This is a genomic window from Streptomyces sp. NPDC086023 (assembly GCF_044540325.1).
In the GTDB taxonomy this organism is placed as follows: Bacteria; Actinomycetota; Actinomycetes; order Streptomycetales; family Streptomycetaceae; genus Streptomyces.
Genome location: NZ_JBITRX010000033.1, coordinates 1 through 21,817, shown reverse-complemented (window position 1 = coordinate 21,817; position 21,817 = coordinate 1). Strand labels below are relative to the sequence as shown.

20 protein-coding genes are annotated in these 21,817 nt (G+C 75.6%); 7 read left to right on the top strand and 13 right to left on the bottom strand.

Features of this window, described 5'->3' with window-relative positions; translation table 11 throughout:
• Positions 1 to 2,007: an AMP-binding protein gene (locus ACIF6F_RS35875; RefSeq protein ID WP_399957401.1), complete on the bottom strand. Its 2,007-nt coding sequence runs from the start codon at positions 2,005 to 2,007 to the stop codon at positions 1 to 3.
• A complete protein-coding gene (locus ACIF6F_RS35870) occupies positions 2,004 to 2,762 on the bottom strand; it encodes an SDR family NAD(P)-dependent oxidoreductase (RefSeq protein WP_399957398.1) in 759 nt (252 codons plus the stop codon). The genes ACIF6F_RS35875 and ACIF6F_RS35870 overlap by 4 nt, the downstream gene beginning before the upstream one ends.
• A gap of 110 nt (positions 2,763 to 2,872) precedes the next feature.
• Between ACIF6F_RS35870 and ACIF6F_RS35865 the strand changes: the two genes are divergently transcribed.
• The 4 genes from ACIF6F_RS35865 to ACIF6F_RS35850 all read left to right on the top strand — a co-directional run bounded on the left by ACIF6F_RS35865 (position 2,873) and on the right by ACIF6F_RS35850 (position 7,195).
• On the top strand, positions 2,873 to 4,114 hold the full coding sequence (locus ACIF6F_RS35865; protein WP_399957395.1) for an exo-beta-N-acetylmuramidase NamZ domain-containing protein: 1,242 nt from the start codon (positions 2,873 to 2,875) through the stop codon (positions 4,112 to 4,114).
• Positions 4,115 to 4,282: 168 nt separating this feature from the next.
• Complete coding sequence (locus tag ACIF6F_RS35860) at positions 4,283 to 5,614, top strand: serine-threonine protein kinase (protein ID WP_399957392.1); 1,332 nt, start codon at positions 4,283 to 4,285, stop codon at positions 5,612 to 5,614.
• 176 nt (positions 5,615 to 5,790) lie between these two features.
• Complete coding sequence (locus tag ACIF6F_RS35855; RefSeq protein ID WP_399957390.1) at positions 5,791 to 6,360, top strand: hypothetical protein; 570 nt, start codon at positions 5,791 to 5,793, stop codon at positions 6,358 to 6,360.
• A gap of 100 nt (positions 6,361 to 6,460) precedes the next feature.
• Positions 6,461 to 7,195, top strand: a complete 735-nt coding sequence (locus ACIF6F_RS35850; protein WP_399957387.1) for a 3-keto-5-aminohexanoate cleavage protein — start codon at positions 6,461 to 6,463, stop codon at positions 7,193 to 7,195.
• On the opposite strand, the gene soxR is transcribed toward ACIF6F_RS35850, so the two are convergent.
• The gene (gene soxR, locus ACIF6F_RS35845) at positions 7,176 to 7,619 is read right to left on the bottom strand and encodes a redox-sensitive transcriptional activator SoxR (protein WP_399957384.1); all 444 of its coding nucleotides are present in this window, start codon (positions 7,617 to 7,619) and stop codon (positions 7,176 to 7,178) included. The genes ACIF6F_RS35850 and soxR overlap by 20 nt on opposite strands.
• 119 nt (positions 7,620 to 7,738) lie before the next feature.
• Here soxR and ACIF6F_RS35840 point away from each other — a divergent pair, with 119 nt between their 5' ends.
• Entirely contained in the window at positions 7,739 to 8,200 is a 462-nt protein-coding gene (locus ACIF6F_RS35840) for a MaoC family dehydratase (RefSeq protein ID WP_399957381.1), read from the top strand.
• Between the two features lie 90 nt (positions 8,201 to 8,290).
• On the opposite strand, the gene ACIF6F_RS35835 is transcribed toward ACIF6F_RS35840, so the two are convergent.
• The 3 genes from ACIF6F_RS35835 to ACIF6F_RS35825 all read right to left on the bottom strand — a co-directional run bounded on the left by ACIF6F_RS35835 (position 8,291) and on the right by ACIF6F_RS35825 (position 10,545).
• Complete coding sequence (locus ACIF6F_RS35835; protein ID WP_399957378.1) at positions 8,291 to 8,917, bottom strand: TetR/AcrR family transcriptional regulator; 627 nt, start codon at positions 8,915 to 8,917, stop codon at positions 8,291 to 8,293.
• A gap of 159 nt (positions 8,918 to 9,076) precedes the next feature.
• A complete protein-coding gene (locus ACIF6F_RS35830; RefSeq protein WP_399957501.1) occupies positions 9,077 to 9,310 on the bottom strand; it encodes a YiaA/YiaB family inner membrane protein in 234 nt (77 codons plus the stop codon).
• Positions 9,311 to 9,393: 83 nt separating this feature from the next.
• The gene (locus tag ACIF6F_RS35825) at positions 9,394 to 10,545 is read right to left on the bottom strand and encodes an acyl-CoA dehydrogenase family protein (protein WP_399957375.1); all 1,152 of its coding nucleotides are present in this window, start codon (positions 10,543 to 10,545) and stop codon (positions 9,394 to 9,396) included.
• A gap of 74 nt (positions 10,546 to 10,619) precedes the next feature.
• On the opposite strand from ACIF6F_RS35825, the gene ACIF6F_RS35820 reads away from it, so the two are divergent.
• Both ACIF6F_RS35820 and ACIF6F_RS35815 read left to right on the top strand, forming a co-directional pair.
• On the top strand, positions 10,620 to 11,264 hold the full coding sequence (locus tag ACIF6F_RS35820) for a TetR/AcrR family transcriptional regulator (RefSeq protein ID WP_399957372.1): 645 nt from the start codon (positions 10,620 to 10,622) through the stop codon (positions 11,262 to 11,264).
• 60 nt (positions 11,265 to 11,324) lie between these two features.
• Positions 11,325 to 11,888, top strand: coding sequence for a hypothetical protein (locus ACIF6F_RS35815; protein ID WP_399957369.1), 564 nt, complete (start codon positions 11,325 to 11,327; stop codon positions 11,886 to 11,888).
• 162 nt (positions 11,889 to 12,050) lie between these two features.
• Here ACIF6F_RS35815 and ACIF6F_RS35810 read toward each other — a convergent pair whose 3' ends face one another.
• The 7 genes from ACIF6F_RS35810 to ACIF6F_RS35780 all read right to left on the bottom strand — a co-directional run bounded on the left by ACIF6F_RS35810 (position 12,051) and on the right by ACIF6F_RS35780 (position 21,558).
• Complete coding sequence (locus ACIF6F_RS35810) at positions 12,051 to 13,130, bottom strand: Zn-dependent alcohol dehydrogenase (RefSeq protein ID WP_399957366.1); 1,080 nt, start codon at positions 13,128 to 13,130, stop codon at positions 12,051 to 12,053.
• Positions 13,131 to 13,147: 17 nt separating this feature from the next.
• A complete protein-coding gene (locus tag ACIF6F_RS35805; protein WP_399957363.1) occupies positions 13,148 to 14,560 on the bottom strand; it encodes an aldehyde dehydrogenase family protein in 1,413 nt (470 codons plus the stop codon).
• Between the two features lie 149 nt (positions 14,561 to 14,709).
• Positions 14,710 to 16,206 carry a CitMHS family transporter gene (locus ACIF6F_RS35800; protein ID WP_399957360.1) on the bottom strand — a complete coding sequence of 499 codons (1,497 nt, stop codon included), beginning with the start codon at positions 16,204 to 16,206 and terminating at the stop codon, positions 14,710 to 14,712.
• A gap of 143 nt (positions 16,207 to 16,349) precedes the next feature.
• The gene (locus ACIF6F_RS35795) at positions 16,350 to 18,650 is read right to left on the bottom strand and encodes a molybdopterin-dependent oxidoreductase (RefSeq protein WP_399957357.1); all 2,301 of its coding nucleotides are present in this window, start codon (positions 18,648 to 18,650) and stop codon (positions 16,350 to 16,352) included.
• Between the two features lie 105 nt (positions 18,651 to 18,755).
• Positions 18,756 to 19,373, bottom strand: a complete 618-nt coding sequence (locus ACIF6F_RS35790) for a TetR family transcriptional regulator (RefSeq protein WP_399957354.1) — start codon at positions 19,371 to 19,373, stop codon at positions 18,756 to 18,758.
• Between the two features lie 74 nt (positions 19,374 to 19,447).
• On the bottom strand, positions 19,448 to 20,746 hold the full coding sequence (locus ACIF6F_RS35785) for a hypothetical protein (protein WP_399957351.1): 1,299 nt from the start codon (positions 20,744 to 20,746) through the stop codon (positions 19,448 to 19,450).
• Positions 20,743 to 21,558 carry a hypothetical protein gene (locus ACIF6F_RS35780; RefSeq protein WP_399957348.1) on the bottom strand — a complete coding sequence of 272 codons (816 nt, stop codon included), beginning with the start codon at positions 21,556 to 21,558 and terminating at the stop codon, positions 20,743 to 20,745. The genes ACIF6F_RS35785 and ACIF6F_RS35780 overlap by 4 nt, the downstream gene beginning before the upstream one ends.
• Positions 21,559 to 21,817: the final 259 nt, after the last annotated feature.

Sequence of the window (21,817 nt, the reverse complement as noted above, 5' to 3'; positions counted from 1 at the left end):
TCAGGGGGCCACCGGCGAAATCCGGCCGGGAGCGGGGCCGGGAACCGGGTGGGGAGCCGGGGTCGGGCCGGGAGCCGGGGCCGGGGTCGGGCCGGGAGCCGGGACCGGGGTCGGGCCGGGAGCCGGGACCGGGGTGGGGGTCGGGCCGGGAGCCGGGACCGGGGTGGGGGTCGGGCCGGGAGCCGGGACCGGGGTCGGGCCGGGAGCCGGGGCCGGGCCGGCGGCCCGGTCGCGGAGGTCCCGGCGGAGGATCTTGCCGCTGGTGGTCTTGGGCAGCGCGGGGAGGATCTCCACCGTGCGCGGGTACTTGTAGGCGGCCAGCCGGTCCGCGCAGTACGCGGCCAGGGCGCCGGGGGTGGCCTCGGTGCCGGGGCGCAGGCTCACGTACGCCTTCACGGTCTCGCCGCGGTACGGGTCGGGGACGCCGACGACGGCGGCCTCCCGGACGGCGGGGTGGGTGTAGAGGACGTCCTCGACCTCGCGGGGCCAGACCTTGAAGCCCGAGGCGTTGATCATGTCTTTCTTGCGGTCGACGACGTAGAGCCAGCCCTCCGGATCCATGAACCCGACGTCGCCGGTGCGGAGTTCGCCGCCGGGGAGGGCGCGGGCGGTGTCCTCGGGCCGGCGCCAGTATCCCGGGACGACCTGGGGGCCGCGGACCACGATCTCGCCGGTCTCGCCGAAGGGCAGCTCCGCGCCGTGGTCGTCGACGATCCGGACGACGGTGTCGGCGCCGGGGACGCCGACGGAGAGGGTGCCCGAGGCCGGGTCGACGGGGGCGGTGCGGTGGACGGGTACGGAGGTGCAGTGGGCGGTGGTCTCGGTGAGGCCGTAGCCGTTGCGGAGTTCGAGGCCGAGGGTGTCGCGGAGGCGGGTGACGAGGGCGGGCGGCAGGGGGGCGCCGCCGGAGGACACGATCCGGAAGGAGGCGAAGTGGTCCGGGGTGACGCCGGGGTGGGCGGCCAGGGCCATGAAGGCGGTGGCGGGGCCGACCGTGTAGTGGGGGCGGTGTTCCCGGAAGGCGTCGAGGACGGTGCCGGGTTCGAAGCGGTGGGCGAGGACGAGGGTACCGGCGTTGGTGAGGCAGGTGGCCAGCTCGCAGACCATGCCGGTGATGTGGAAGAGGGGGGCCAGGGCGAAGTAGCGGGCGCCCTCGGGGAGGGCGTGGGCGGTGCGCTGGCGTTCGGCGTTGTACGTGAGGGCGCCGTGGGGGTTGACGGCGCCCTTGGGGGTGCCGCCGGTGCCGGAGGTGTAGCTGATGAGGGCCGGGTCGGCGGGGCCGGGTGCGGGGACCTCGGGTGCGGGGTGGGCCTGGCGGGCGACGGTGAGGAGGTCGGCGGGGGTGGGGGCGGGGCCGCTGGGGGTGGGGGCGGGACCGTCAGGGGTGGGGGCCGGCTGGTCGGCCGGGGTCGCCGGCGTGGTCGGGGAGGCCGGGTGCGGGGGGCGGTGGCCCGGGAGGACGCGGGGGTCGTCGCGGGTCTGGAGGTCGTGGTCGCGGGCGGTGAGCACCGTGTGGACGGTGGTGGCCGGGGACGCCTCGGCGAGGGTGTCGCGGAGGAAGCCCTCCCAGGCGTGGTCGGCGCAGACCAGCGCGGACACCTCGGCGTCACGCAGCACATGTGACACCTCACCGGCCTTGTACATGGGGTTGACCGGGACGACGACGGCCCCGGCCTTCCAGGCGGCGAGGACGGCCAGTACGAAGTGCGGGGTGTTCTGGAGCATCACGGCGACGCGGTCGCCCGGGCGTACCCCGCGGCCGGCGAGGTGGCCGGCGACGGCGTCGGAGAGGGCGTCCGTCTCGGCGTAGCCAAGGCGCCCGTCGAAGTAGGCGAGGGCGGTGCGGTCCGGGGCGCGGGCCACGGCCGACCGGAAGGCGGCGAGCACGCTGGGCGGCGGGCTGACGGGCTCCCGCTGGGCGGGGCCGAGCAGCGCGAGCCAGGGGCGGGCGGCGTAGCGGGACGCCCCGGCCGTCTCCGGCTCCGTGCGGCCGGCCCGTTCCGTCATGCGCCCTCCCAGTTCCGTTGCAGGTGGTTCATGCTGCCAAGCCACCGCTCGGGGTCGGTTGCCCGGGTCCGGTAGTAGTCGGCGACCTCGGGGTGCGGGAGGATCAGGAAGCGGCCCTTGGCCATTCCCTCGAAGAGGGCGTCGGCCACGTCCGCGGGTTCGATCGCGGTGGGGGCCAGGACCAGTTCCCCGGCGGTGCCGGCGGCGGTGAGCATGTCGGTGCGTACGCCCTGGGGGCAGATGGCGTGGACGTCGAGGCCCCGGTGCCGGTAGGTGAGCGAGAGCCATTCGGCGAAGGCGAGCGCGCCGTGCTTGGTGACGCTGTACGGAGCCGCGCCGATCATGGTGAGGAGTCCGGCGGCGGAGACGGTGGAGACGAACCGGCCGCGGCCGCGGTCCAGCCAGCCGGGCAGCAGGGTGCGGACGGCGCGGACGTGGGACATGACGTTGGTGTCCCAGGCGGCGGCCCAGGCGTCCTCGTCGGCGAAGGCGTCGCCGCCGGCGGGGATGCCGGCGTTGGCGCAGTAGACGTCCACGGCGCCGTCGAGGGCCTCCAGGGCGGCCGGGGCGATGGCGGAGGCGTCGCCGGGGAGGGCGACGGCGTCCAGCTCGGCGGCGATGTCGGCGGTCCGCCCGGGGTCCAGGTCGTTGACGGCGAGCCGGGCCCCCTCTGCGGCGAACCGGCGGGCCAGGGCGGCGCCGATGCCCCCGCCCGCTCCGGTGACGACGACACGCTGTCCCTCGAACGCACCCACGCGGATCCACTCCTCCTGGTCGGCCGGCGGCGCCGGTGGCCCGGCCCGGCGGCAGACTAACCGGTCGGTATGCCCGGCCGGAAGGGGGCGTTCTCCTAGCGTGGGCCGGTATGAGCCTGTCGAGACGAGGACTGCTGGCCGGCGCGGGGGCGGCCGGCGCGGCGAGCACGGTGGGTACGGCGCGCGCGGCGGGCTCCCCGCCGGGACGGGTGCGGACGGGTTTCGAGCGGCTGGCCGGGAGCGGGTACGCGGCGCTCGCCGGCCGGCGCGTGGGGGTGGTGACCAATCCGACCGGCACCGGCCCCGGGGCCCGGCACGTCGTGGACCTGATGCACGCCGACCCCCGGGTGGACCTGGTCGCGGTCTTCGGGCCGGAGCACGGCTTCCGGGGCACGGCGCAGGCCGGGGGTTCGGAGGCGGTGCGGCGGGACCCGGCGACGGGGCTGCCGGTGTACGACACGTACGGCAGCGACGGGCGGGCGCTGGCGGCGGCCTTCGAGGCGGCGGGCGTGGACACGGTGGTCTTCGACATCCAGGACGTGGGGGCGCGGTTCTACACGTACGTCTGGACGATGTACGACTGCATGGCGGCGGCCGCGCGGGCGGGGAAGGCGGTGGTGGTGCTCGACCGGCCGCACCCGGCGGGCGGGGTGCGGGCGCTGGGGCCGGTGCTGGACCGGGCGTACGCGAGTTTCGTGGGGCGGGAGCCGGTCGCGCTGGCGCACGGGATGACGGCCGGGGAGCTGGCGCTGCTGTTCAACGGGGAGTTCCTCGGCGGGGCGGTGCGGCTGCGGGTGGAGCGGCTGGCGGGGTGGCGGCGCGGGATGGACTTCGCCGCGACGGGGCTGCCGTGGGTGCCGCCGAGCCCGAACATGCCCACCCCGGACACGGCGCTGGTGTATCCGGGGACCTGCCTGTTCGAGGGGACGAACCTGTCGGAGGGGCGTGGGACGACGCGGCCCTTCGAGCTGCTGGGCGCGGAGGGGATCGACCGGCGGTGGGCGGAGGCGGCGGACGCGCTGGGGCTGCCGGGGGTGTGGGTGCGCGAGGCGTGGTTCGCGCCGGTGTTCTCGAAGTTCCAGGGGCGGACGGTGGGCGGGGTACGGCTGCTGGTGCACGACCGGGAGGCATTCGACCCGGTGCGGACCGGGATCGGGCTGCTGGTGACGGCGCGGCGGGTGTGGAGCGGGTTCGCGTGGCGGCCGGACCACTGGATCGACCGGCTGACGGGCTCGGACCGGGTGCGGACGCTGATCGACGCGGGGGCCGGGGTGGACGAGGTGACGGCCTCCTGGGAGGCGGGGCTGAGCCGGTTCCGCGGGGTGCGGGAGGAATACCTGCTGTACGGGTGACGGGGCGGGTGGGGCGGGGGCGTCCGGTGTGACGGGTGACCGTACACGGTGACATGTGACCGGACGGCTTCGCCCGTCACGGGTCTGGCCGCGGGCCCGGGGCGGCGGGATGCTGGTGCTCAGGTGCACGGTGCGGTGCGGGAGGGGACCGTCATGTCGGGTGTGGGCGTGGGACCGTACACGGAACTGACCTTCGACGCCGACGGGGACTGCGACCCGCGGCAGCGCGCGGCGGTGGACCGGCTGGACGCGACCGACCTGATCGTGTTCTCGCACGGCTGGAACAGCGACCGGTCCACCTCGACGCGGCTGTACGACCGCTTCTTCGCCCCCTTCCCCGCGCTGGTGGCCGGCTCCCCCGGCGTCCGGCTGGGCTACGTGGGCGTGGTGTGGCCGTCGATCCGGTTCTCCGACGAGCCGATCCCCGACTTCGACGCCCCTGCCGCGGCCGGTGCCCCGCCGGCCGGGCCCGAGTTGGACGCGGGGACGCGGGCGGCGCTCGGGGAGTTCTGGCCGGGCCGCGGCACGGAGCTGGACCGGATCGCGGAGCTTCTGCGGGAGCAGCGGGAGTCGGAGGCGGCGTTCGGGGAATTCGGCGCTCTGGTAAGGGCGTTGCTCTCCGGTCCGGAGGGCGGGCCGGTCGCGGCGGCGACGGCGGCCGGTGCGGGCGGCGGTGTCGACGACCCGGCCGGTGGTGCGGGCGGCGTCGCCGGCGATCCGGTGCCCGCGCTGCTCGCGGAGGATCCGCTGGTCCTGTGCCGGCTGCTCACGGAGGGGCTGCGGGAGGCCGGGGCGGAGCTCGCCGGGCCGGAGGCCTCGCTCTTTGTGGGCGGCGGGCTGAAGAGGCTGTGGCGCGGCGGCAAGGAGCTGCTTCGTCAGGCGACGTACTACGAGATGAAGCGGCGGGCCGGGAAGGTCGGCGAGCGGGGGCTGGGTCCGGTGCTGGCCCGGCTGGCGGGGGCGCGGCCGGGCGTACGGGTCCATCTGGTCGGCCACAGCTTCGGCGCCCGGCTGGTGGCGTACGCACTGCGGGGCGTCCCGACCGAGGCGCGCCACGTCCGTTCTCTGACGCTCCTTCAGGGCGCCTTCTCGCACTACGCGTTCGCGGACTCGCTGCCGCACGCGCGGAGCAGCGGCGGGGCGCTGCGGGGGCTCCAGCGGCGGGTGGCGGGGCCGGTGGTCTGCTGCTACTCGCGGCACGACGCCGCGCTGCGGGTGTTCTACCCGCTGGCCTCGCGGATGGCCGGGGACTCCTCGTCCTTCGCGGGCTTCGACGAGCGGTGGGGCGCCATGGGCCACGACGGCGTGCAGGCGGTGGGCGGGGCGGTCCGGCTGACGCTGGAGGCGGCGCTGCGGGACGGGCTGCCGGGTGCGGGATGCGTCAGTGTCGACGCGGCGGCGGTGGTGCGGCGCGGCGGGGCGCCCTCGGGGGCGCACAGTGACATCTGCCACGAGGAACTCGCCCGGATCGTGGTCGCGGCGGGCCGGATCGGCCGCTGAGATCGCGCCAATGCCACCCGGGCGCCCCGTGCGCTCGGCATGCGCCCGGCCGGCTCCGGGCATGTTGGGCACAGCGCCGGTGATGGTTCCCATCGTGTCCTCGATGGAGCCGGAGCGCCCTCCGGTTCGTCTCTCCCCCGGCGCATCCGGGCACGAGCGATGGAGGTGGCTGCGCGATGGCGGGTTTCCGGAGTCTGGCGGTGCAGGTGCGCGACGCGTCCAACGACCGTGCGCTGCGCCGGCATTCGCTGCGGCGCTGTCTGGAGCGGTTCGCTCCGTACGGGCACCGGGCGACCTGGTGGCACCTGTGCGACCGGCACGGGATCGGGCCCGAGGACCGGGGCTGCGATCCGCTGCGGCTGGTGGCGGCGCTGGAGGAGCTGGAGGACGCGCGGGGCGTGTGGCTGGCGTACGAGCGGCAGTTCGCGGAGCGGCGGCGGCGCGAGAAGCACGTGGGGGTGCGCACACCGGAGTGGGCGTGGAGCGGTGCCGCGGTGGTGCCCTGCGCGGATCCGGGGGTGCGGCCGGAGGGGGCGCTCGGCGAGGTGCTGCGGCGGCTGGTACGGGCGTTGGAGGCGGAGGAGCCGGGGACGGGGTGCCCGGTGTGCGGGGAGGCGGTGCTGCGGTGGCCGGCCGGGGCGGGGCGGGGGCCGGTGTGCGGGGGGTGCGGGATCGTGGTGCCGCCGCCGGCGCTGGCGGGGGCGCTGGACGAGGGCGTCGTGGGGGCGGCGGGGCGTGCGGCGTGAGGCCGGGCCGCCGGGTGCGCCGGGCGGGAGGCGCTGGGGCGTGGCAGGACGCTGCGGCGGGGCAGGGGTGCGTGCGTGAGGCGTGACCGTACAGGGTGACATGTCACAGGATGGTGTGGTGGTGCTGATCCTGGCGGCTCTGAACGGGGCGCGGAGTGCGGCGGACGGGCCGGCCGTGCCGTTGTCCCCGGCCGCGCTGGCCGAAGCCGCGGCGCGGGCCGTGGCGGCGGGCGCGGGTGAGGTGCGGGTGCGGCCGCGGACGCCGTGCGGGCGGGAGAGCCTGTCGCCGCGGGTGCTGGGCCCGCTGCTGGCGGAGGTGCGGGCGGCGGTGGGCGTGCCGGTCGGGGTGGACGCGTACGCGGGCGGCGACCGGGTGCGGGAGTGGACGGAGCTGCCCGACGTGGCGGCGGTGGACTGGGCGCTGCCGGGTGCCGAGGAGCTGGCGGGGTTGCTGCTGGCGCGCGGTGTGGGCGTGGAGGCCCTGGTGCGTACGGGTTCGGCGGGCCCGGGGCGGTTCCTCGGTTCGCCGTTGCGCGGCCGGGTGCTGCGGGTGGCGGTGGCCGTGTCCGGCGGGGATCCGGCGGGGGCGCCGGGCGCGGCCCGGGAGGTGGTGGACCGGCTGGCGGCGCGGGTGCCGGGCCTGCCGGTGCTCGGGTACGGCGTGGACGGGGCGGCCTGGCCGGTGCTGCGCTGGGCCGCCGGGCGCGGGCTGGACGTGCGGGCGGGGGTGGCGGACACCCGGTGGCTGCCCGACGGCCGGCCGGCGGTGTCGAACGCTCAGCTGGTGGCCGCCGCCGCGGCCGTGCGGGACGGGGTCACAGCCGGGAGCCCGTGAGGCGGTTGCCGAACTCGTCGTCGGGGTTGGACAGTCCGCAGGTCTTCAGTGAGAGGCAGCCGCAGCCGATGCAGTCGCTGAGCTGGTCGCGGAGGCGGCCGAGCCGGGCGATGCGTTCGTCGAGGACGGCGCGCCAGTGTGCGGAGAGGTTGGCCCAGTCCTCGCGGGTGGGGGTGCGGCCCTCGGGCAGCTGGGCGAGGGCCTCGCCGATGGTGGCGAGGGGGATGCCGACGCGCTGCGCGGCGCGGACGAAGGCGACGCGGCGGAGGGTGTCGCGGCTGTAGCGGCGCTGGTTGCCGGTGGTGCGGCGGCTGCTGATCAGGCCCTTGGACTCGTAGAAGTGCAGCGCGGAGACGGCGGCGCCGCTGCGGGCGGACAGCTGTCCGACGGTCAGTTCGTGGATCTTCTCTGGGATCTGGGGCACTCCGCCGACCCTACTGGGCGGTCCGGTGCATGCGTTGACAGGGCTGCCGCGCCCGAGCATCCTGGGCAAGCCCTTCTGAGCAAGCGCTTAATCAAGTGACCCCCATGGGAGGCAGAGGCATGGCCGAGCCGAGGATCTTCACGTCCGCCGAGGAGCTGGTCGCCGGGATCGGCGCCCCGCTCGGGCCCAGCGACTGGCTGGAGGTCGACCAGAAGCGGATCGACCTGTTCGCCGACGCGACCGGCGACCACCAGTGGATCCACGTGGACCCGGAGCGGGCGGCGTCCGGGCCGTTCGGCTCGACCATCGCGCACGGCTACCTGACGCTGTCGCTGCTGCCCAGCCTGGTCCCGCAGGTGATGCGGGTCGAGGGGATGCGGATGGGTATCAACTACGGCGTGGACAGGGTGCGTTTCCCCGCCCCGGTGCCGGTCGGCTCGCGGCTGCGCGCCAGGGCCGTGATCACCGCGGTCACCGAGGCCGGCGGGGGCGTGCAGGTCGCGGCCACGGTCACCGTGGAGACCGAGGGCGGCGACAAGCCGGTGTGCGTGGCGGAGACGGTCTCCCGCTACTACTTCTGACGCGCCTCCGGCGCCCGCGGGGCGGCGCTCGCGGAGCTCCGGCGCCCGCGGGGCGGCGCTCGCGGAGCTCCGGCGCCCGCGGACCGGCCGTCAGGCGGTCCGGGCGCCCACCATGCGCAGTACGAGGTCGGCGTAGAGCGCGCCGACCTCGTCGGGTGTGCGGCGGCCGGCCACGTCGAACCAGCGGGCGACGTCGATGCAGAGCGACAGCACGGCGAGCGTGGTGCCGGGCACGTCCGGAACGTCGAACTCCCCCGCCGCGACCCCGTCGGCCAGGATCCGGCGCACCGCGGCGTCGCTCTCGCGGCGCAGGGCGACGATCTCGGTGCGGTGCTCGTCGCCGAGGGCGTCGAGTTCGTACTGGACCACGCGGGCCGTGGTGTGGTGTGCGGCGTGCCACCGTACGAAGGACCGGACGGCGGCGTCGAGGCGGTCGGCGGCGGTGCCGGGGCCGTCGGCGGCGCTCCGCAGGATCTCCAGGGCCTTGTCGTGGCCGATGCGGCTGATCCGGTGGAGCAGCTCTTCCTTGGTCTTGTAGTGGATGTAGAGCGCGGCGGGGCTCATGCCGGCGCGGCCCGCGATGTCACGGGTGGTGGTGGCGTGGTAGCCGCGTGCCGCGAAGGCGTCGACGGCGGCGACGAGCAGCCGCCGGGCCGCGTCGGGGTTGACCTCCGACCAGGGCACGTACTCCCCGGCCTGCTCCTCCACGCCGTCCATCGCTCACCCTTTCCCCGGTGACTGACCACCTTACCGGAGGGTGAGCAAGCGCTTAGCCGGATCTCCGGGACGGGGCGGGACCGGGCAGGGCGGGGCCGGGCTGGACGGGACAGGACCGCGCGGCACGGGGCGGCGGGGCGCCGGGGCGGCCGGCGGGCGCTACCGCCCCTCCTCCTGGCGGTCGCGGATCACCTTGGCCAGCGTGAAGGCAGAGGTGGTCAGGTAGAGCACGCCGATCCCGAGGAAGGCGCGGACCCAGCCGTCCGCGTCCAGCTGGTAGATCCCGATGGCCACGGCGGCGAGCGCGATGGCGAACGAGGCGACGGCCTGGCCGTAGTAGGCGCCGCTGTTCTGCGGCTTGCCCGGCGCGCCGGCCGGGCGCACCGGGTGCATGGGCGCGGGGTTCATCGATGTCATGGCCCCAGGATGGGCGGATGTGGCCGGCGCCACATCCGTGCTCGTACTCAGTGCCGTACTCAGAAGGCCGAAACCCCGGTCAGCGCACGGCCGATGACGAGCTTCTGGATCTGGCTGGTGCCTTCGTAGAGGGTCATCACGCGGGCGTCGCGCAGCAGCTTGCCCGCGGGGTACTCGTCGATGTAGCCGTAACCGCCGTGCACCTGGAGGGCGTTGCTCGCGGCGCGGACGGCGGCCTCGGAGGCGAAGAGCTTGGCGGTGGAGGACTCGGTGGCGAACGGCCGCCCCCGGTCGATGAGATCGGCCACCCGCCAGGTCAGCAGCCGGGCCGCGTCCACGTCGACGGCGATGTCGGCGATCAGCTCCTGGACGAGCTGGTGGTGGGCGATGGTGCGGCCGAACTGCTCGCGCTGCCCGGCGTACGAGACGGCCGCGTCCAGCGCCGCCTGTGCCAGCCCGACGCATCCCGCGGCCACCGACATCCGGCCCTTGGCCAGGGCGGACATGGCGACGGAGAAGCCCTTGCCGGCGGGGCCGAGGAGGGCCGATTCCGGCACCCGCACGCCCTGGAGGACCAGCTCGGCGGTGGCCTGGCCGCGCAGGCCGAGCTTGCCGTGGATCTCCCGGCGGGTCAGGCCGGGGGTGTCGGCCGGGACGAGGAAGGCGGAGATGCCGCGGTGGCCGGGCTCCTCGCCGGTGCGGGCGAAGAGCAGCACCACGTCGGCCAGGGTGCCGTTGGTGATGAACATCTTGCTGCCGTCGATCACGTACGCGTCCCCGTCGCGGACCGCGCGGGTGGCGAGGTGGGCGGCGTCGGAGCCGGTGCCGGCCTCGGTGAGCCCGAAGCAGCCGAGGGCCTCGCCGGAGCAGAGCCGGGGCAGCCATTCCCGCTTCTGCTCCTCTCTGCCCCAGGCGGCCACGGTCTTGGCGACCAGGCCCAGGGAGACGGAGAGGATGCCGCGCACGGCGGAGTCGCCGCGGCCGAGTTCCTCGGTGACCAGGACGTACGAGAGGTGGTCGCCGCCGGAGCCGCCGTACTCCTCCGGGACGGTCAGGCCGAGGAAGCCGAGGTCGCCCAGCTTCTTGACGATGCCGGGGTCCACGCTCTCGGCGCGGTCCCAGGCCGCGGCGTGCGGGACGACCTCGCGCTCGACGAACTCGCGGGCCAGCCGGCGTACGGCGGTCTGCTCCTCGCTCAGCTCCAGGTTCACCGGGCACCTCGGGTTCCGAAGGGCGGTTAATTACCACCGCTAGTTTTTGGCTGGGAGGCCTTACTATGTGCCGCATGGCCCGACCGCGCAAGCCCCTCCTCAGCCGAGAACGCATCGTCGACGCGGCGGGGGCGCTGGTGGACGCGGAGGGCCTGGAGGCGGTGTCGACCCGGCGGCTCGCGGCCGCGCTCGGGGTGAGCGGGCCCTCGCTGTACAACCACTTCCGGACCAAGGACGAGATCCTGGACGCGGTCGCGGACGCGGTGAGCGCGCGGGTGGACCTGTCGATGTTCGAGGACGGCGACGGCCGGGACTGGCGCACCGCCCTGCATGACTGGGCCGTCTCGTACCGCCGCGCCCTGGCCGACCACCCGAACATCGTCCCGGTGCTGGCGCGGGGGCCGGGCCGCCGCCCGGCGGGCCTGCGGCTGGCCGACGCGGTCTTCGGGGCGATGACCCGGGCCGGCTGGCCGCCCGCGCAGGCCACCCGGATCGGCGCGCTGATGCGGTACTTCGTGATGGGCTCGGCGCTGGGCTCGTTCGCCCGCGGCTTCGTCGACGACCGCACCGCCTACGACCCGGCCGACTACCCTCACCTGGGCCAGGCCCACCTCCTCGCCGAACGCCGGCAGGAGATCGACGAGGGCGCCTTCGAAACGGGCCTCACCGCCCTCCTGGACGGCCTGACCACCCAGTACGAGGCCCTGGCCCGCGCCTGACGCAGCCGCGGCCGGCCGACACGAGCACGAGCACGAGGGGGAACGTTGGATCCGGGAGCGGTGATCATCGCGGTCGCGGGCGTGGCCGGCACGTTGGGGGGCTCGTTCCTCACCCAGCGCGTGGCCGAGCGCGCGAAGCGGCGGGAACTGGCGCTCGTGCGCACCCAGGAGGAAGCCCGCGAGACCCGGCAGCTGCGCCGCACCTGCTATGTGGAACTCAACCGGGACGCCCGGCAGTTCACCACGGCTCTCAACCGCCACCTGCACGTCATGCGCGAGCGCGGCGTCGGGGACGCCGACATCGCCGCGCTCGACGAGGCGAAGGCCGCCCACCGGGACCGGTACTCCGAGGCGCAGATGATCGCCCCGGACGAGGTGCTCGCCCGCGCGAGCGCTGTCAACCAGGCCCTCAACGCCGTCTACGGCCAGGTCAAGCGGCTGGAGCGCGGCGAACCGGGCCCCGGGGAGACCGTGGACGCGGCGGCGCGCGCCCGGGAGGAGGTCTGGGAGCTGCTGCGGGCCATGAGGGGCGCGATGCGCCACGATCTCGGGGTGGCGACCGCGCCGGTACCGGGCGTGGCGCCGGCACGGCGGTCCGAGGGTCGGGTCCTGGCCGGGGGCTGAAGCGCCGGGCCAGGACCTGCGGCGCTCGGGGCCCGGGAGGGGGCCGGGATGGAGCCGGGACGGGGCCGGGATGGAGCCGGGAGGGCCGTACCGGAACGACGCGGCCCCGGCGCGCGGCGGCGGGGGCGTGCCGCTGTGCGCCGGGGCCCCGGGTGCGTGCTGTCAGAAGACCACCAGCGAGCGGCCTCCCTTGCCGGCGAGCATGGCGTCGAAGGCGGCCGGGATGCCGTCCAGGGTGATGCGGTCGGAGACCATGGCGCCGAGGTCCAGGCGGCCGGCGCGGATGTGGTCCGCCAGGACCGGCAGGTCGCGGGCCGGGTCGCAGTTGCCGTAGACGCAGCCCGAGAGGGTGCGGGCGAAGTGGAAGATCTCCAGGGCGTGGAACGTGACCTGCTGTTCCTTGCCGCCGATGCCGACGACCGTGGTGCGGCCGCCGCGCCGGGTGGAGTCCCAGGCCGTGCGGATGGTCTCCGCGCGGCCCACGCACTCGATCGCGACGTCCGCGCCGTGGCCGCCGGTGAGGGCCCGGACCTCCTTGGCCGTGGTCTCGGATGCGAGGACGAAGTCGGTGGCGCCGGCCGCCCGCGCGAGTTCCTCCTTCGCCGGGGAGACGTCGACGGCGACGACCGGTCCGGCGCCCGCGATGCGGGCGGACTGGAGGGCCGCCAGGCCGACCCCGCCCACGCCGAAGACGGCCACCGACTCGCCCTCGCGCACGCGGGCGTTGTGGTGCACGGCCCCGTAGCCGGTCAGCACGGCGCAGCCGAGCAGCGCGGCCTCGGCGAGCGGGATGCCCTCGGGTGCGGGCAGCACGCAGTCGGCCGCGACGACGGTCTCCTCGGCGAAGGCGGCGACGTTGAGGCCGGGGTGCAGGTCGGTGCCGTCGGCGGTACGGGCGTACACGGCGCCCACCCCGGTCAGGGCGGAGGCGCAGAGCCACACCTCGCCCAGCCGGCAGTGGTGGCAGGCGCCGCAGGAGGGCGCCCAGTTGAGGACCACCCCGTCGCCGGGGGCGACGTGGGTGACGCCCTCGCCGACGGAGACCACCGTGCCGGCGCCCTCGTGGCCGAGGACGGCGGGGACGGGGACCCGCATGGTGCCGTTGGTGAGGGACAGGTCGGAGTGGCAGACCCCGGCGGCGGCGAGCCGGACCCGGACCTGGCCGGGGCCGGGCTCGGGCAGGTCGATCTCGGCAATCCGCAGGGGTGAACCGACGGCGGGCAGGATGGCGGCGCGGACCACGGACGACTCCCGGGGGCTCAGAACTGCAGGGACTTGGTCTGGAGGTACTCGGTCAGGCCGTGCGGGCCGAGCTCGCGGCCGACGCCGGACTGCTTGAACCCGCCGAAGGGGGCGAGCGGGTTGAACCGGCCGCCGTTGATGTCGACCTGGCCGGTGTCCATGCGGCGGGCGAAGGCGGCGGCCGTCTCGGCGTCGGCGGCCCAGACGGCGCCGCCGAGGCCGTAGGAGGTGCCGTTGGCGATCTCCAGGGCGTGCTCCTCGCCTTCGTACGGCAGGATCGCGAGGACCGGCCCGAAGATCTCCTCCTGGGCGATGGTCATCTCCGGGGTGACGTCGGCGAAGACGGTCGGGGCGACGTAGTAGCCCTTGTCGTGGAGGGCCTCGGCGCCGCCGGCGACCAGGCGGGCGCCCTCCTCGACGCCCTGGGCGATGTAGCCGCGTACGCGTTCCAGCTGGCGGGCGTTGACCAGCGGGCCGAGGCGGGAGGCGGGGTCGCGGGGGTCGCCGGCCCGGGCCTTGCCGGCGGCTTCGGCGGCGAGGGCGACGGCCTCCTCGTAGTGGTCGCGGTGGACGAGCATGCGGGTCAGGGCGTTGCAGCTCTGGCCGGAGTTGTTGACCACGTGCGCGACGCCGAGGCCGACGGCCTTCGGGAGGTCGGCGCCGGGAAGGATGACGTTGGCGGACTTGCCGCCGAGTTCGAGGGCGACCCGCTTGACGGCGCCGCCCGCGGTGGCGCCGATGGCGCGGCCGACGGCGGTGGAGCCGGTGAAGGAGACCAGGTCGACGTCGGGGTGGGCGGCGAGGGCCTGGCCGGCGACCGGGCCGGTGCCGGTGACCAGGTTGAAGACGCCGGCCGGCAGGCCCGCTTCGTGGACGGCCTCGGCGAACAGCCGGGCGGTGAGCGGGGTGTCCTCGGAGGGCTTGAGGACCACGGTGCAGCCCGCGGCGAGGGCGGGGGCGACCTTGGCGACGATCTGGTGGAGCGGGTAGTTCCAGGGGGTGATCGCGGCGACGACGCCGACCGGCTCCAGGTAGACGGTGGAGTTGCCGATGCGCTGCTCGAAGGCGTACGAGGCGGCCAGGTCGGCGTACGAGGAGGCGACCGCGATCGGGGCGCCGGCGTGCACCGTCTCGGCGAAGCCGAGCGGGGCGCCCAGCTCGGCGGTGACGGTCTCGGCGATCTCGGCCTTGCGGGCCACCAGGACGTCGCGGAGGGCGGCGATCCGGGCGGCGCGGTCGGCGGGCGGGGTGGCGGCCCAGCCGCGGAAGGCGGTACGGGCGGCCCGTACGGCGGCGTCGACGTCCTCGGCGGTGCCCGCGGGGACGTGGGCGATGACCTGCTCGTCGGCGGGGTTGATGACGGCGATCGTGTCCGTGCCGGCGGCGGGGCGCCACTCTCCGCCGATGTACATGCCGTCGTGCGCCTTCATCGCGTCCTCCCTGGGGTCCCTTCCCAGCGGTGGCTGGGGGATGGGTGCTGGTCGACCACCCTACAAACTAGCGGTGATAGTTTTCGGCCACCAGGGGTGGGGTCCGGCCGGGGCCGGCCGGACCCCGCCGGTGCGCGCCGGCCCGCGGGTCAGATGATGCCGAAGAGCATGCCCGCGCCGAGGACCACCAGGGAGGTGAGGGCGGCCCACTTGACGGTGAAGCGGGTGTGGTCGCCGAACTCGACCTTGGCCATGCCGACCAGGACGTACACGGCCGGCACCAGCGGGCTGGACATGTGCAGGGCCTGGCCGACCAGTGAGGCGCGGGCGATCTCCAGGGGCGAGACGCCGTGGGCCGCGCCGGCCTCGGCGAGGACCGGCAGGACGCCGAAGTAGAAGCCGTCGTTGGACATGAAGTAGGTGAGCGGCAGGCTGAGCAGGCCGGTGACGAGGGCCATGTGCGGGCCCATGCCGTCGGGAATGGCCGATACCAGCCAGTCGGCCATGTCCTTGACCATGCCGGTGCCGGAGAGGACGCCGGTGAAGACGGCGGCGGCGAAGACCATGCCGGCGACGTTGAGGACGTTCTCGGCGTGGGCGGCGATGCGGGCCTTCTGGTCGGCCATGCGGGGGTAGTTGACCGTGAGGGCGAGGGCGGCGCCGAGGAGGAACAGCACCGGGATGGGCAGCAGCTCCATGATCATCGCCGTGAGGAGGGCGACGGTGAGGCCGGCGTTGAACCAGTAGAGGCGGGGGCGGAGGGTGGCCCGGTGCGGGTCGAGGCCCTGGAGGGCGGGGTCCACGGCAGGGCCCTCGGTGCCGTCGTCGGCGGGGTCGGGGGTGTCGGCTGCGGCGGGGCCGCCGGTGGTCCCGGCGCCGGGGGCGGTGGTCGTCGTACGGGACGCGCGGGCCTTCGTACGGGACGCGCGGGCCTTCGTACGGGACGCGCCGGCCTTCGTACGGGACGCGCCGGCGCCCGGGCCGCCCACCAGGACGGGCTCCCGCTCCTCGGCTCCGCCGGGCAGGACGAGGGTGCCGACGCGCTTGCGCTCGCGCAGGCCGAGGACGTAGGCGAGGGCGAAGACGAAGAGGAGGCCGACGCCGAGGGCCGGGATCATCGGGACGAAGATGTCGCCGGCGTCGAGCTTGAGGGCGGTCGCGGCCCGGGCGGTCGGGCCGCCCCAGGGGAGGGTGTTCATCACGCCGTTGGCCGTGGCGGCGACCCCGGTCATGACGACAAGGCTGAGGCCGAGCCGCTTGTAGAGCGGGTACATGGCCGAGACCGTGATCATGAAGGTGGTGGAGCCGTCGCCGTCGAGGGAGACGATTGCGGCGAGGACGGCGGTGCCGACGACGACGCGCACCGGGTCGGCCTTGCAGAAGCGCAGGATGCCCCGGACGATCGGGTCGAACAGCCCGACGTCGATCATCACGCCGAAGTAGACGATGGCGAACATCAGCATGGCGGCGGTCGGCGCGAGTTTGCCGACGCCTTCGATGACGTAGTCGCCGAGGTGGGCGCCCTGTCCGGCGATGACGCAGAAGAGGGCGGGGATCAGCACGAGCGCCGCGATCGGCGACAGCTTCTTCATCATGATCAGGACCAGGAAGGTCGCGATCATGGCGAAGCCGAGAATGGTCAGCATGGAAGGAACCTCACGTTCACCCTGGGAGTTCCGCTTGAGCCGCTGGTGGACGCCCTTGGGGGCCGCGGTCCGGATGAACGTAGGGCTCGCGGGACGACGTGAACAAGACGTCGGCCCGCGAGCAATACGCGCAAAAGCCCTGGTCAGGCCGGGGTGAGGGGGGCGGGCGCGGGCAGCGGCGCGAGCGTGACGGGAAAACCGTTCAGCACGGCGGTGCCGGAGAGCGGGTCCATGCGCGTGCCGTCGAGGAGCTGGTTGACGTTGGCGCCGGGGTCGGCCGAGGCGACCGAGAGGCGGGTGCCGGGGCGGTCGTGGCCCCAGCCGTGCGGGAGGCTGACGACGCCCGGGCGGAGGGTGTCGGTGAGTTCGGCGGGGGCCTCGACGGAGCCTCCGTCCGCGGTGACGCGCACGCGGGTGCCGTCGGAGATGCCGAGGGGAGCGGCGTCGTCGGGGTGGATCTGGAGGGTGCAGCGGTTGGAACCGCCGGTCAGGGCGGGGACGTTGTGCAGCCAGCTGTTGCTGGAGCGCAGGTGGCGGCGGCCGACCAGGAGGAAGGCGGCGGGGTCGGGGGTGAGGGCCGCGCGGAGCCGGGGCAGGTCGGCGGCGACGGGGGCGGGCAGCAGGTCGATGCGGCCGGTGGTGGTGCGCAGGATGCCGGGCAGGCGGGGCGCGAGGGGGCCGAGGTCGATGCCGTGGGGCGCGGCGAGCAGGCGGTCGAGGGTGAGGCCCTCGGGGTCGGCGCCGAAGCCGTCGCCGTAGGGGCCGAGGCGCAGCATCAGGTCGAGGCGGCGCTCGGGGCCGTTCTCGCCGGTCAGGAGGGCGGTGAGGGCCTCGGGGTCGCGGCCGTGCACGGGTGAGGCGGGGTCGGCCACGGCCTTGCCGAGGGTGGTGGCGATGACGAGGTCGTCGACGCTCCCGGGGTCCGCGCCGTGCATGCCGGAGGCGGCGAGGATCAGGCGGGCGTGGATCTCGCACTCGTCCATGAGGCCGTCGGCGAGGGGGACGGCGGGCCGGGTGTAGCGGACCTGGTTGCGGACGGCGAAGGCGTTGAAGGCGAAGTCGTGGTGGGCGCTCTGGGAGGGCGGCGGCGGGGGCAGCACGACGTGGGCGTGGCGCGAGGTCTCGTTGAGGTACGGGTCGACGCTGACCATGAAGTCCAGGCCGGCCAGGGCCGCGTCGAGCCGGCGGCCGTCGGGGGCGGAGAGCACCGGGTTGGCGGCGATGGCGACCAGGGCCCTGATCCGGCCCTCCCCCGGGGTGTCGATCTCCTCGGCGAGGGCGGCGGCGGGCAGTTCGCTCTTGGCTTCGGGGTGGCCGGAGACGCGGCTGTGCCAGCGGCCGAGGGCGAAGCCGCGGCCGGGGCCGGCGGGGCGGGGGCGGGGGCCGGCGGCGGGGAGCGGGAAGAGGACGCCGCCGGGGCGGTCGAGGTTGCCGGTGAGGACGTTCAGTACGTCGACGAGCCAGTTGGCGAGGGTGCCGTGGGCGACGGTGCAGCTGCCGATGCGGCCGTAGACGGCGGCGGTGCGGGCGGCGGCGAGCTCCCGGGCGAGGGTACGGATCTCCGCGGCCGGTATGCCGCAGGTGCCGGCAGCGGCCTCGGGGGTGAACGGGGCGAGTGCGTCGGCGAGTTCGGCCAGGCCGTCGGTGTGGTCTTCGAGCCGGCCGGGCGCGGTGGGCTGCTCGGCGAGCAGGACGTGCGCGAGGGCGGCGAGGAGCAGCGCGTCGGTGCCGGGCCGGATGGCGAGGTGGCGGTCGGCGAGGCGTGCGGTGCGGGTGCGGCGGGGGTCGACGACGACCAGGGTGCCGCCGCGGGCGCGCAGGGCCTTGAGGCGGCCGGGGAAGTCGGGGGCGGTGCAGAGGCTGCCGTTGGACTCCAGGGGGTTGGCGCCGAGGAGGAGCAGGTGGTCGGTGCGGTCGAGGTCGGGGACGGCTATGGCGAGGGGGTCGCCGAAGAGGAGGCCGCTGGAGACGTGCTTGGGCATCTGGTCCAGGGTGCTGGCCGTGAAGAGGTTGCGGGTGCGCAGGGCCTGGAGGAGCACGGGCGGATAGAGGGCGCCGGCCATGGTGTGGACGTTCGGGTTGCCGAGGACGACGCCGAGGGCCTGGGGGCCGTACCGGTCGACGAGGGGGCGCAGTCCGGCGGCGACGGCGTCGAAGGCCTCGTCCCAGCCGGCCTCGTGGAGTTCGCCGTCCGCGCCGCGGACGAGGGGGGTGGTGAGGCGGTCGGGGTCGGCGTCGAGTTCGCCGAAGGCGGCGCCCTTGGGGCAGATGAAGCCGCGGCTGAAGACGTCGTCCCGGTCGCCGCGGGCGCCGGTGACGCGGGTGCCCTCGATGCTGAGGGTGAGTCCGCAGGTGGCCTCGCAGAGGGGGCAGATGCGGAGGGCGGTGCGGGTGGGGGCGGGGGGTGCGGGCGGAGCGGGCGGAACGGGCGGCGTTGCGGACACGGGTCCTCCCGGGCGGCGGGCTGGCGGCACACGAGCGGAGCGAGCATACCGACCGGTAGGGACGGCGGGGAGGGGTGCGGGGCGGCAGGCGGGGCGGTGGGAGTGTCAGTCGAGGACGCGGGCCAGGTAGGCGTGCATCATGGCCCGGGTCTCGGTGATCAGTTCGTCGTCGCCCTGCGGGTCGGTGCGGAAGGCCAGGTGGAGCAGGGCGTCCGTGGCCTCGACGGCGACGAGCACCGCGCGCCGCAGGGGCGCGTCGGCGGGGCGGCCGAGGTGGGCGCAGAGGAGTTCGGCCAGGCGCGCGGCCACGACTTGGTTGGTGTCGGCGGCCGGGCTCTCGGGCGGCGCGGGCACGCCGAAGTCGACCAGCCCGAAGCCGGGGACGGTGCGCTTCATCGAGAGGTACTCGTCGAGGACGGCATCGACGGCGGGCCGCCAGTCGGTGGCCGGGAGGGCCGCCAGGCGTGCGGCGATGCCCTCGGCGTACTGGTCGAGGTTGCGGTGGGCGAGGGCGTCGGCCATGGCCCGCTTGTTGCCGAAGAAGCGGTAGACGGAGCCGATGGGCACGCCGGCCCGCAGGGCGACGGCGCGGGTGCTGAGGTTTTCGTAGCCCGTCTCGTCGAGCAGTTCTGCACAGGCGTCGAGGATCCGGGCCAGCCGCTCCGTGCTGCGCTGCTGGATCGGGGTGCGGCGGAGTGAGTTCGCGGGAGACACGGGGTCCATGATGCCGCTCCGGTGTGCCGGCGGCCGGGCGGGGGCCGCGCCGGCAGGGGGGCGCCCGGGGGCGGGCCCCGGGCTCAGGCGAGGAGCAGGGTGAGCCCCCCGGTGGTGTACGTGATCATCAGGGCCAGCAGCGGCAGTTGGCCGGCGACCGCGCGGGCGGGCGGGAAGAGCCGTACGGCGCGGTCGTGGGCGGCGACGACGCCGAGCACGTGGCCGGTGACGACGGCGGTGACCTGGAGGGCGGCGAGACCGCCGGGGCCCAGCGGCGGGGCGGGCGGGAGGGCGTTGTCGGTGCCCAGTGCCACCATGACGGTGCGTGGCCCTTCGGTCACGAGGAGGGAGAAGTAGTGGGCGACGAGATAGCCGAGGGCGATCGGCAGGAGTGAGTGCGCGAAGGCGGCGAGCGGGCGCGGGACCGGGCCCGAGAGGGGGCGGGTGGCGGCGGCGCACAGGCAGTAGAGGGCGGCGACCAGGGCGACGGCGCCGAGGAGTCCGAGGGTGGCGGTGGGGGTGCGGCCGAGGGGGGAGGTCTGGACGGTGTCGATCCAGGAGGGGGTGTCGGAGAAACCGTCGTAGGCGGTGGAGCCGAGCAGGACACAGACGGTGGCGACGAGTCCGGGCTGTTCGGGGGTGGCGTCGAGGCCGTGGAAGGGGTTGCGCAGGACGAGGCGTCCGTCGGCGCGGCGGCCCAGGGGGGACAGGCGGGCGAGGAGGGTGGAGTACGCCTCGAAGGGGTCGGCCTGGGCGAACCACGCCTCGCCGTGGCGGGCGGCGGCGAGGAGGTGGAGCACGGTGTAGGCGGTGAGGGCGGCGAGGAGGGTGGTGGCGGACGCGGGGTCGGGGGCCACGAGTTCGAGCCAGGTGAAGGCGAACAGGCCGAGCGCGGCGGGCCGGAGGCCGAGCCGGGGCGGCAGCGGGCGGGGCGCGGCGGGCCGGGGCAGCAGGGCGTGCAGGGCGCGGAGGGGACTGGCCAGGCGCCAGACGGGGCCGAGGAGGAGGGAGGCGGGGACGAGGCCGACCCAGAGCAGGACGTAGACGGCGCCGGGTGCGGGGTTGGATTCGGGGTCGTCGGGGCCGAGGAGCAGGCACAGGAGGACGAACGCCCAGGCGGCCAGGCCGAGGACCCGCAGGGCGGTACGGGTCGCGGGGGCGTCGGCCGCGCGCTGGAGGGCGCCCGGCAGCGGGAGGCCGGAGGCGTCGCCGCGGAAGCGGGAGCGGGACCAGAGCAGGCCGAGGGCCAGGAAGGAGACGAAGAGGGCGGTGAACGCGCCGGCGAAGGCGTAGAAGGGAGAGATCGGCAGGTCGTGCTGGGACCCGACGCCGTGCGCGAGGGCGCGGAGGGGGCCGGGGTCGAGGAGGCGTAGGGGGGTCATCGGACGAGGAGTTGGGTGAGGACGAGGCCGGTGTCGTGGGTCTCGACCTCGAAGAGGCCGGTGCGGTCCACGGTCAGGACGAGGGTGGCGGGGCGTCCCGCGGGCAGGGCGAGCTCCTTGTCGTAGCCGTGGACGTGCAGAGTGTCGGCGGTGTCGCTGGTGACGGTGAGGGCGACGCGCCGGCCGCGGTCGAGTTCGATGCGGCCGGGCGGGGGCTCGACCTTGCCGTCCCGTACGGCGACCGTGACCGTGTGGTCGACGGGGGTCGACGGGCCGCCGCCCGGGGCGGGCGCGTGGCCGTGCCCGGCCCCGGCGCCGCCCCCAGCCCCGGTGGAGGCGAGGGGGGTGCTCGCCTCGACCGGCTTGCCGGCCACGGCCCAGGCGGTGTGGTCGTCGGCGTAGAGGCGGACGGTCAGCGTGTGGGCGCCCGCGGGGACCTGTGCCGCGGACAGGTGGTGCCAGGGCCCGTACAGGCGTGCCAGCTTGCGGCCGTCGAGCAGGAGGTGGGCGTGCCCGCCGCCCAGGACGGCCCCGCCGCCGGTGCTGTCGGGGGTGAAGCGGAAGTTCCGCACGGCCAGCTGGAGGTTCCAGCCGTCCTCGGTGTCGGGGCGTACGGACAGCTGCACCTCGGGTGCGCCGTCGGCGCCGACCTGCCGCAGCCGGTGGCCCTGCCCGTCCTGCGCGGCCAGCAGGGTCCCGGCCGGCCCGGAGGCCTCCTGGTGGCTGGTGCCGGGCTTGTGGTGGGTGGTCGCCCGCCCTCCGCACCCGCCCAGCGCCCCGACGACGAGCAACCCCAGCACACCGCCGGCCACCCACCGGACCGTCCACGCCGCTCCACCCCGGCGGGCCCCAAGCACGGGCGCCGCACCCGCAGCCACCCCGAGGCCCGGACCGCGGCCCGCCGGCGGTACCGGACCCCCGCTCGGTGCCGCGTCCGCAGCGGGTCCGGCACCCGGCCGCCACCACCGCCCCACTCCCCCTTGGCTGCCCTGGTGGGTCGTGTGGTGTGTGGGGAAGGTGCTTGACGCGTCGTGGCAGGCTGGTCCGGAGGCAGGCCCGGGCCTGGGGTGG

Bases quoted from the DNA above. Each gene is read 5' to 3' on its own strand.
- ACIF6F_RS35830 (WP_399957501.1), bottom strand. From the start codon at position 9,310: ATGCACCCGGTGCGCCCGGCCGGCGCGCCGGGCAAGCCGCAGAACAGC.
- ACIF6F_RS35865 (WP_399957395.1), top strand. From the start codon at position 2,873: ATGAGCCTGTCGAGACGAGGACTGCTGGCCGGCGCGGGGGCGGCCGGC.
- ACIF6F_RS35820 (WP_399957372.1), top strand. From the start codon at position 10,620: ATGGCCCGACCGCGCAAGCCCCTCCTCAGCCGAGAACGCATCGTCGAC.
- ACIF6F_RS35800 (WP_399957360.1), bottom strand. From the start codon at position 16,206: ATGCTGACCATTCTCGGCTTCGCCATGATCGCGACCTTCCTGGTCCTG.
- ACIF6F_RS35785 (WP_399957351.1), bottom strand. From the start codon at position 20,746: ATGACCCCCCTACGCCTCCTCGACCCCGGCCCCCTCCGCGCCCTCGCG.
- ACIF6F_RS35855 (WP_399957390.1), top strand. From the start codon at position 5,791: ATGGCGGGTTTCCGGAGTCTGGCGGTGCAGGTGCGCGACGCGTCCAAC.
- ACIF6F_RS35835 (WP_399957378.1), bottom strand. From the start codon at position 8,917: ATGGACGGCGTGGAGGAGCAGGCCGGGGAGTACGTGCCCTGGTCGGAG.
- ACIF6F_RS35805 (WP_399957363.1), bottom strand. From the start codon at position 14,560: ATGAAGGCGCACGACGGCATGTACATCGGCGGAGAGTGGCGCCCCGCC.
- ACIF6F_RS35840 (WP_399957381.1), top strand. From the start codon at position 7,739: ATGGCCGAGCCGAGGATCTTCACGTCCGCCGAGGAGCTGGTCGCCGGG.
- ACIF6F_RS35850 (WP_399957387.1), top strand. From the start codon at position 6,461: ATGTCACAGGATGGTGTGGTGGTGCTGATCCTGGCGGCTCTGAACGGG.
- ACIF6F_RS35875 (WP_399957401.1), bottom strand. From the start codon at position 2,007: ATGACGGAACGGGCCGGCCGCACGGAGCCGGAGACGGCCGGGGCGTCC.
- ACIF6F_RS35790 (WP_399957354.1), bottom strand. From the start codon at position 19,373: ATGGACCCCGTGTCTCCCGCGAACTCACTCCGCCGCACCCCGATCCAG.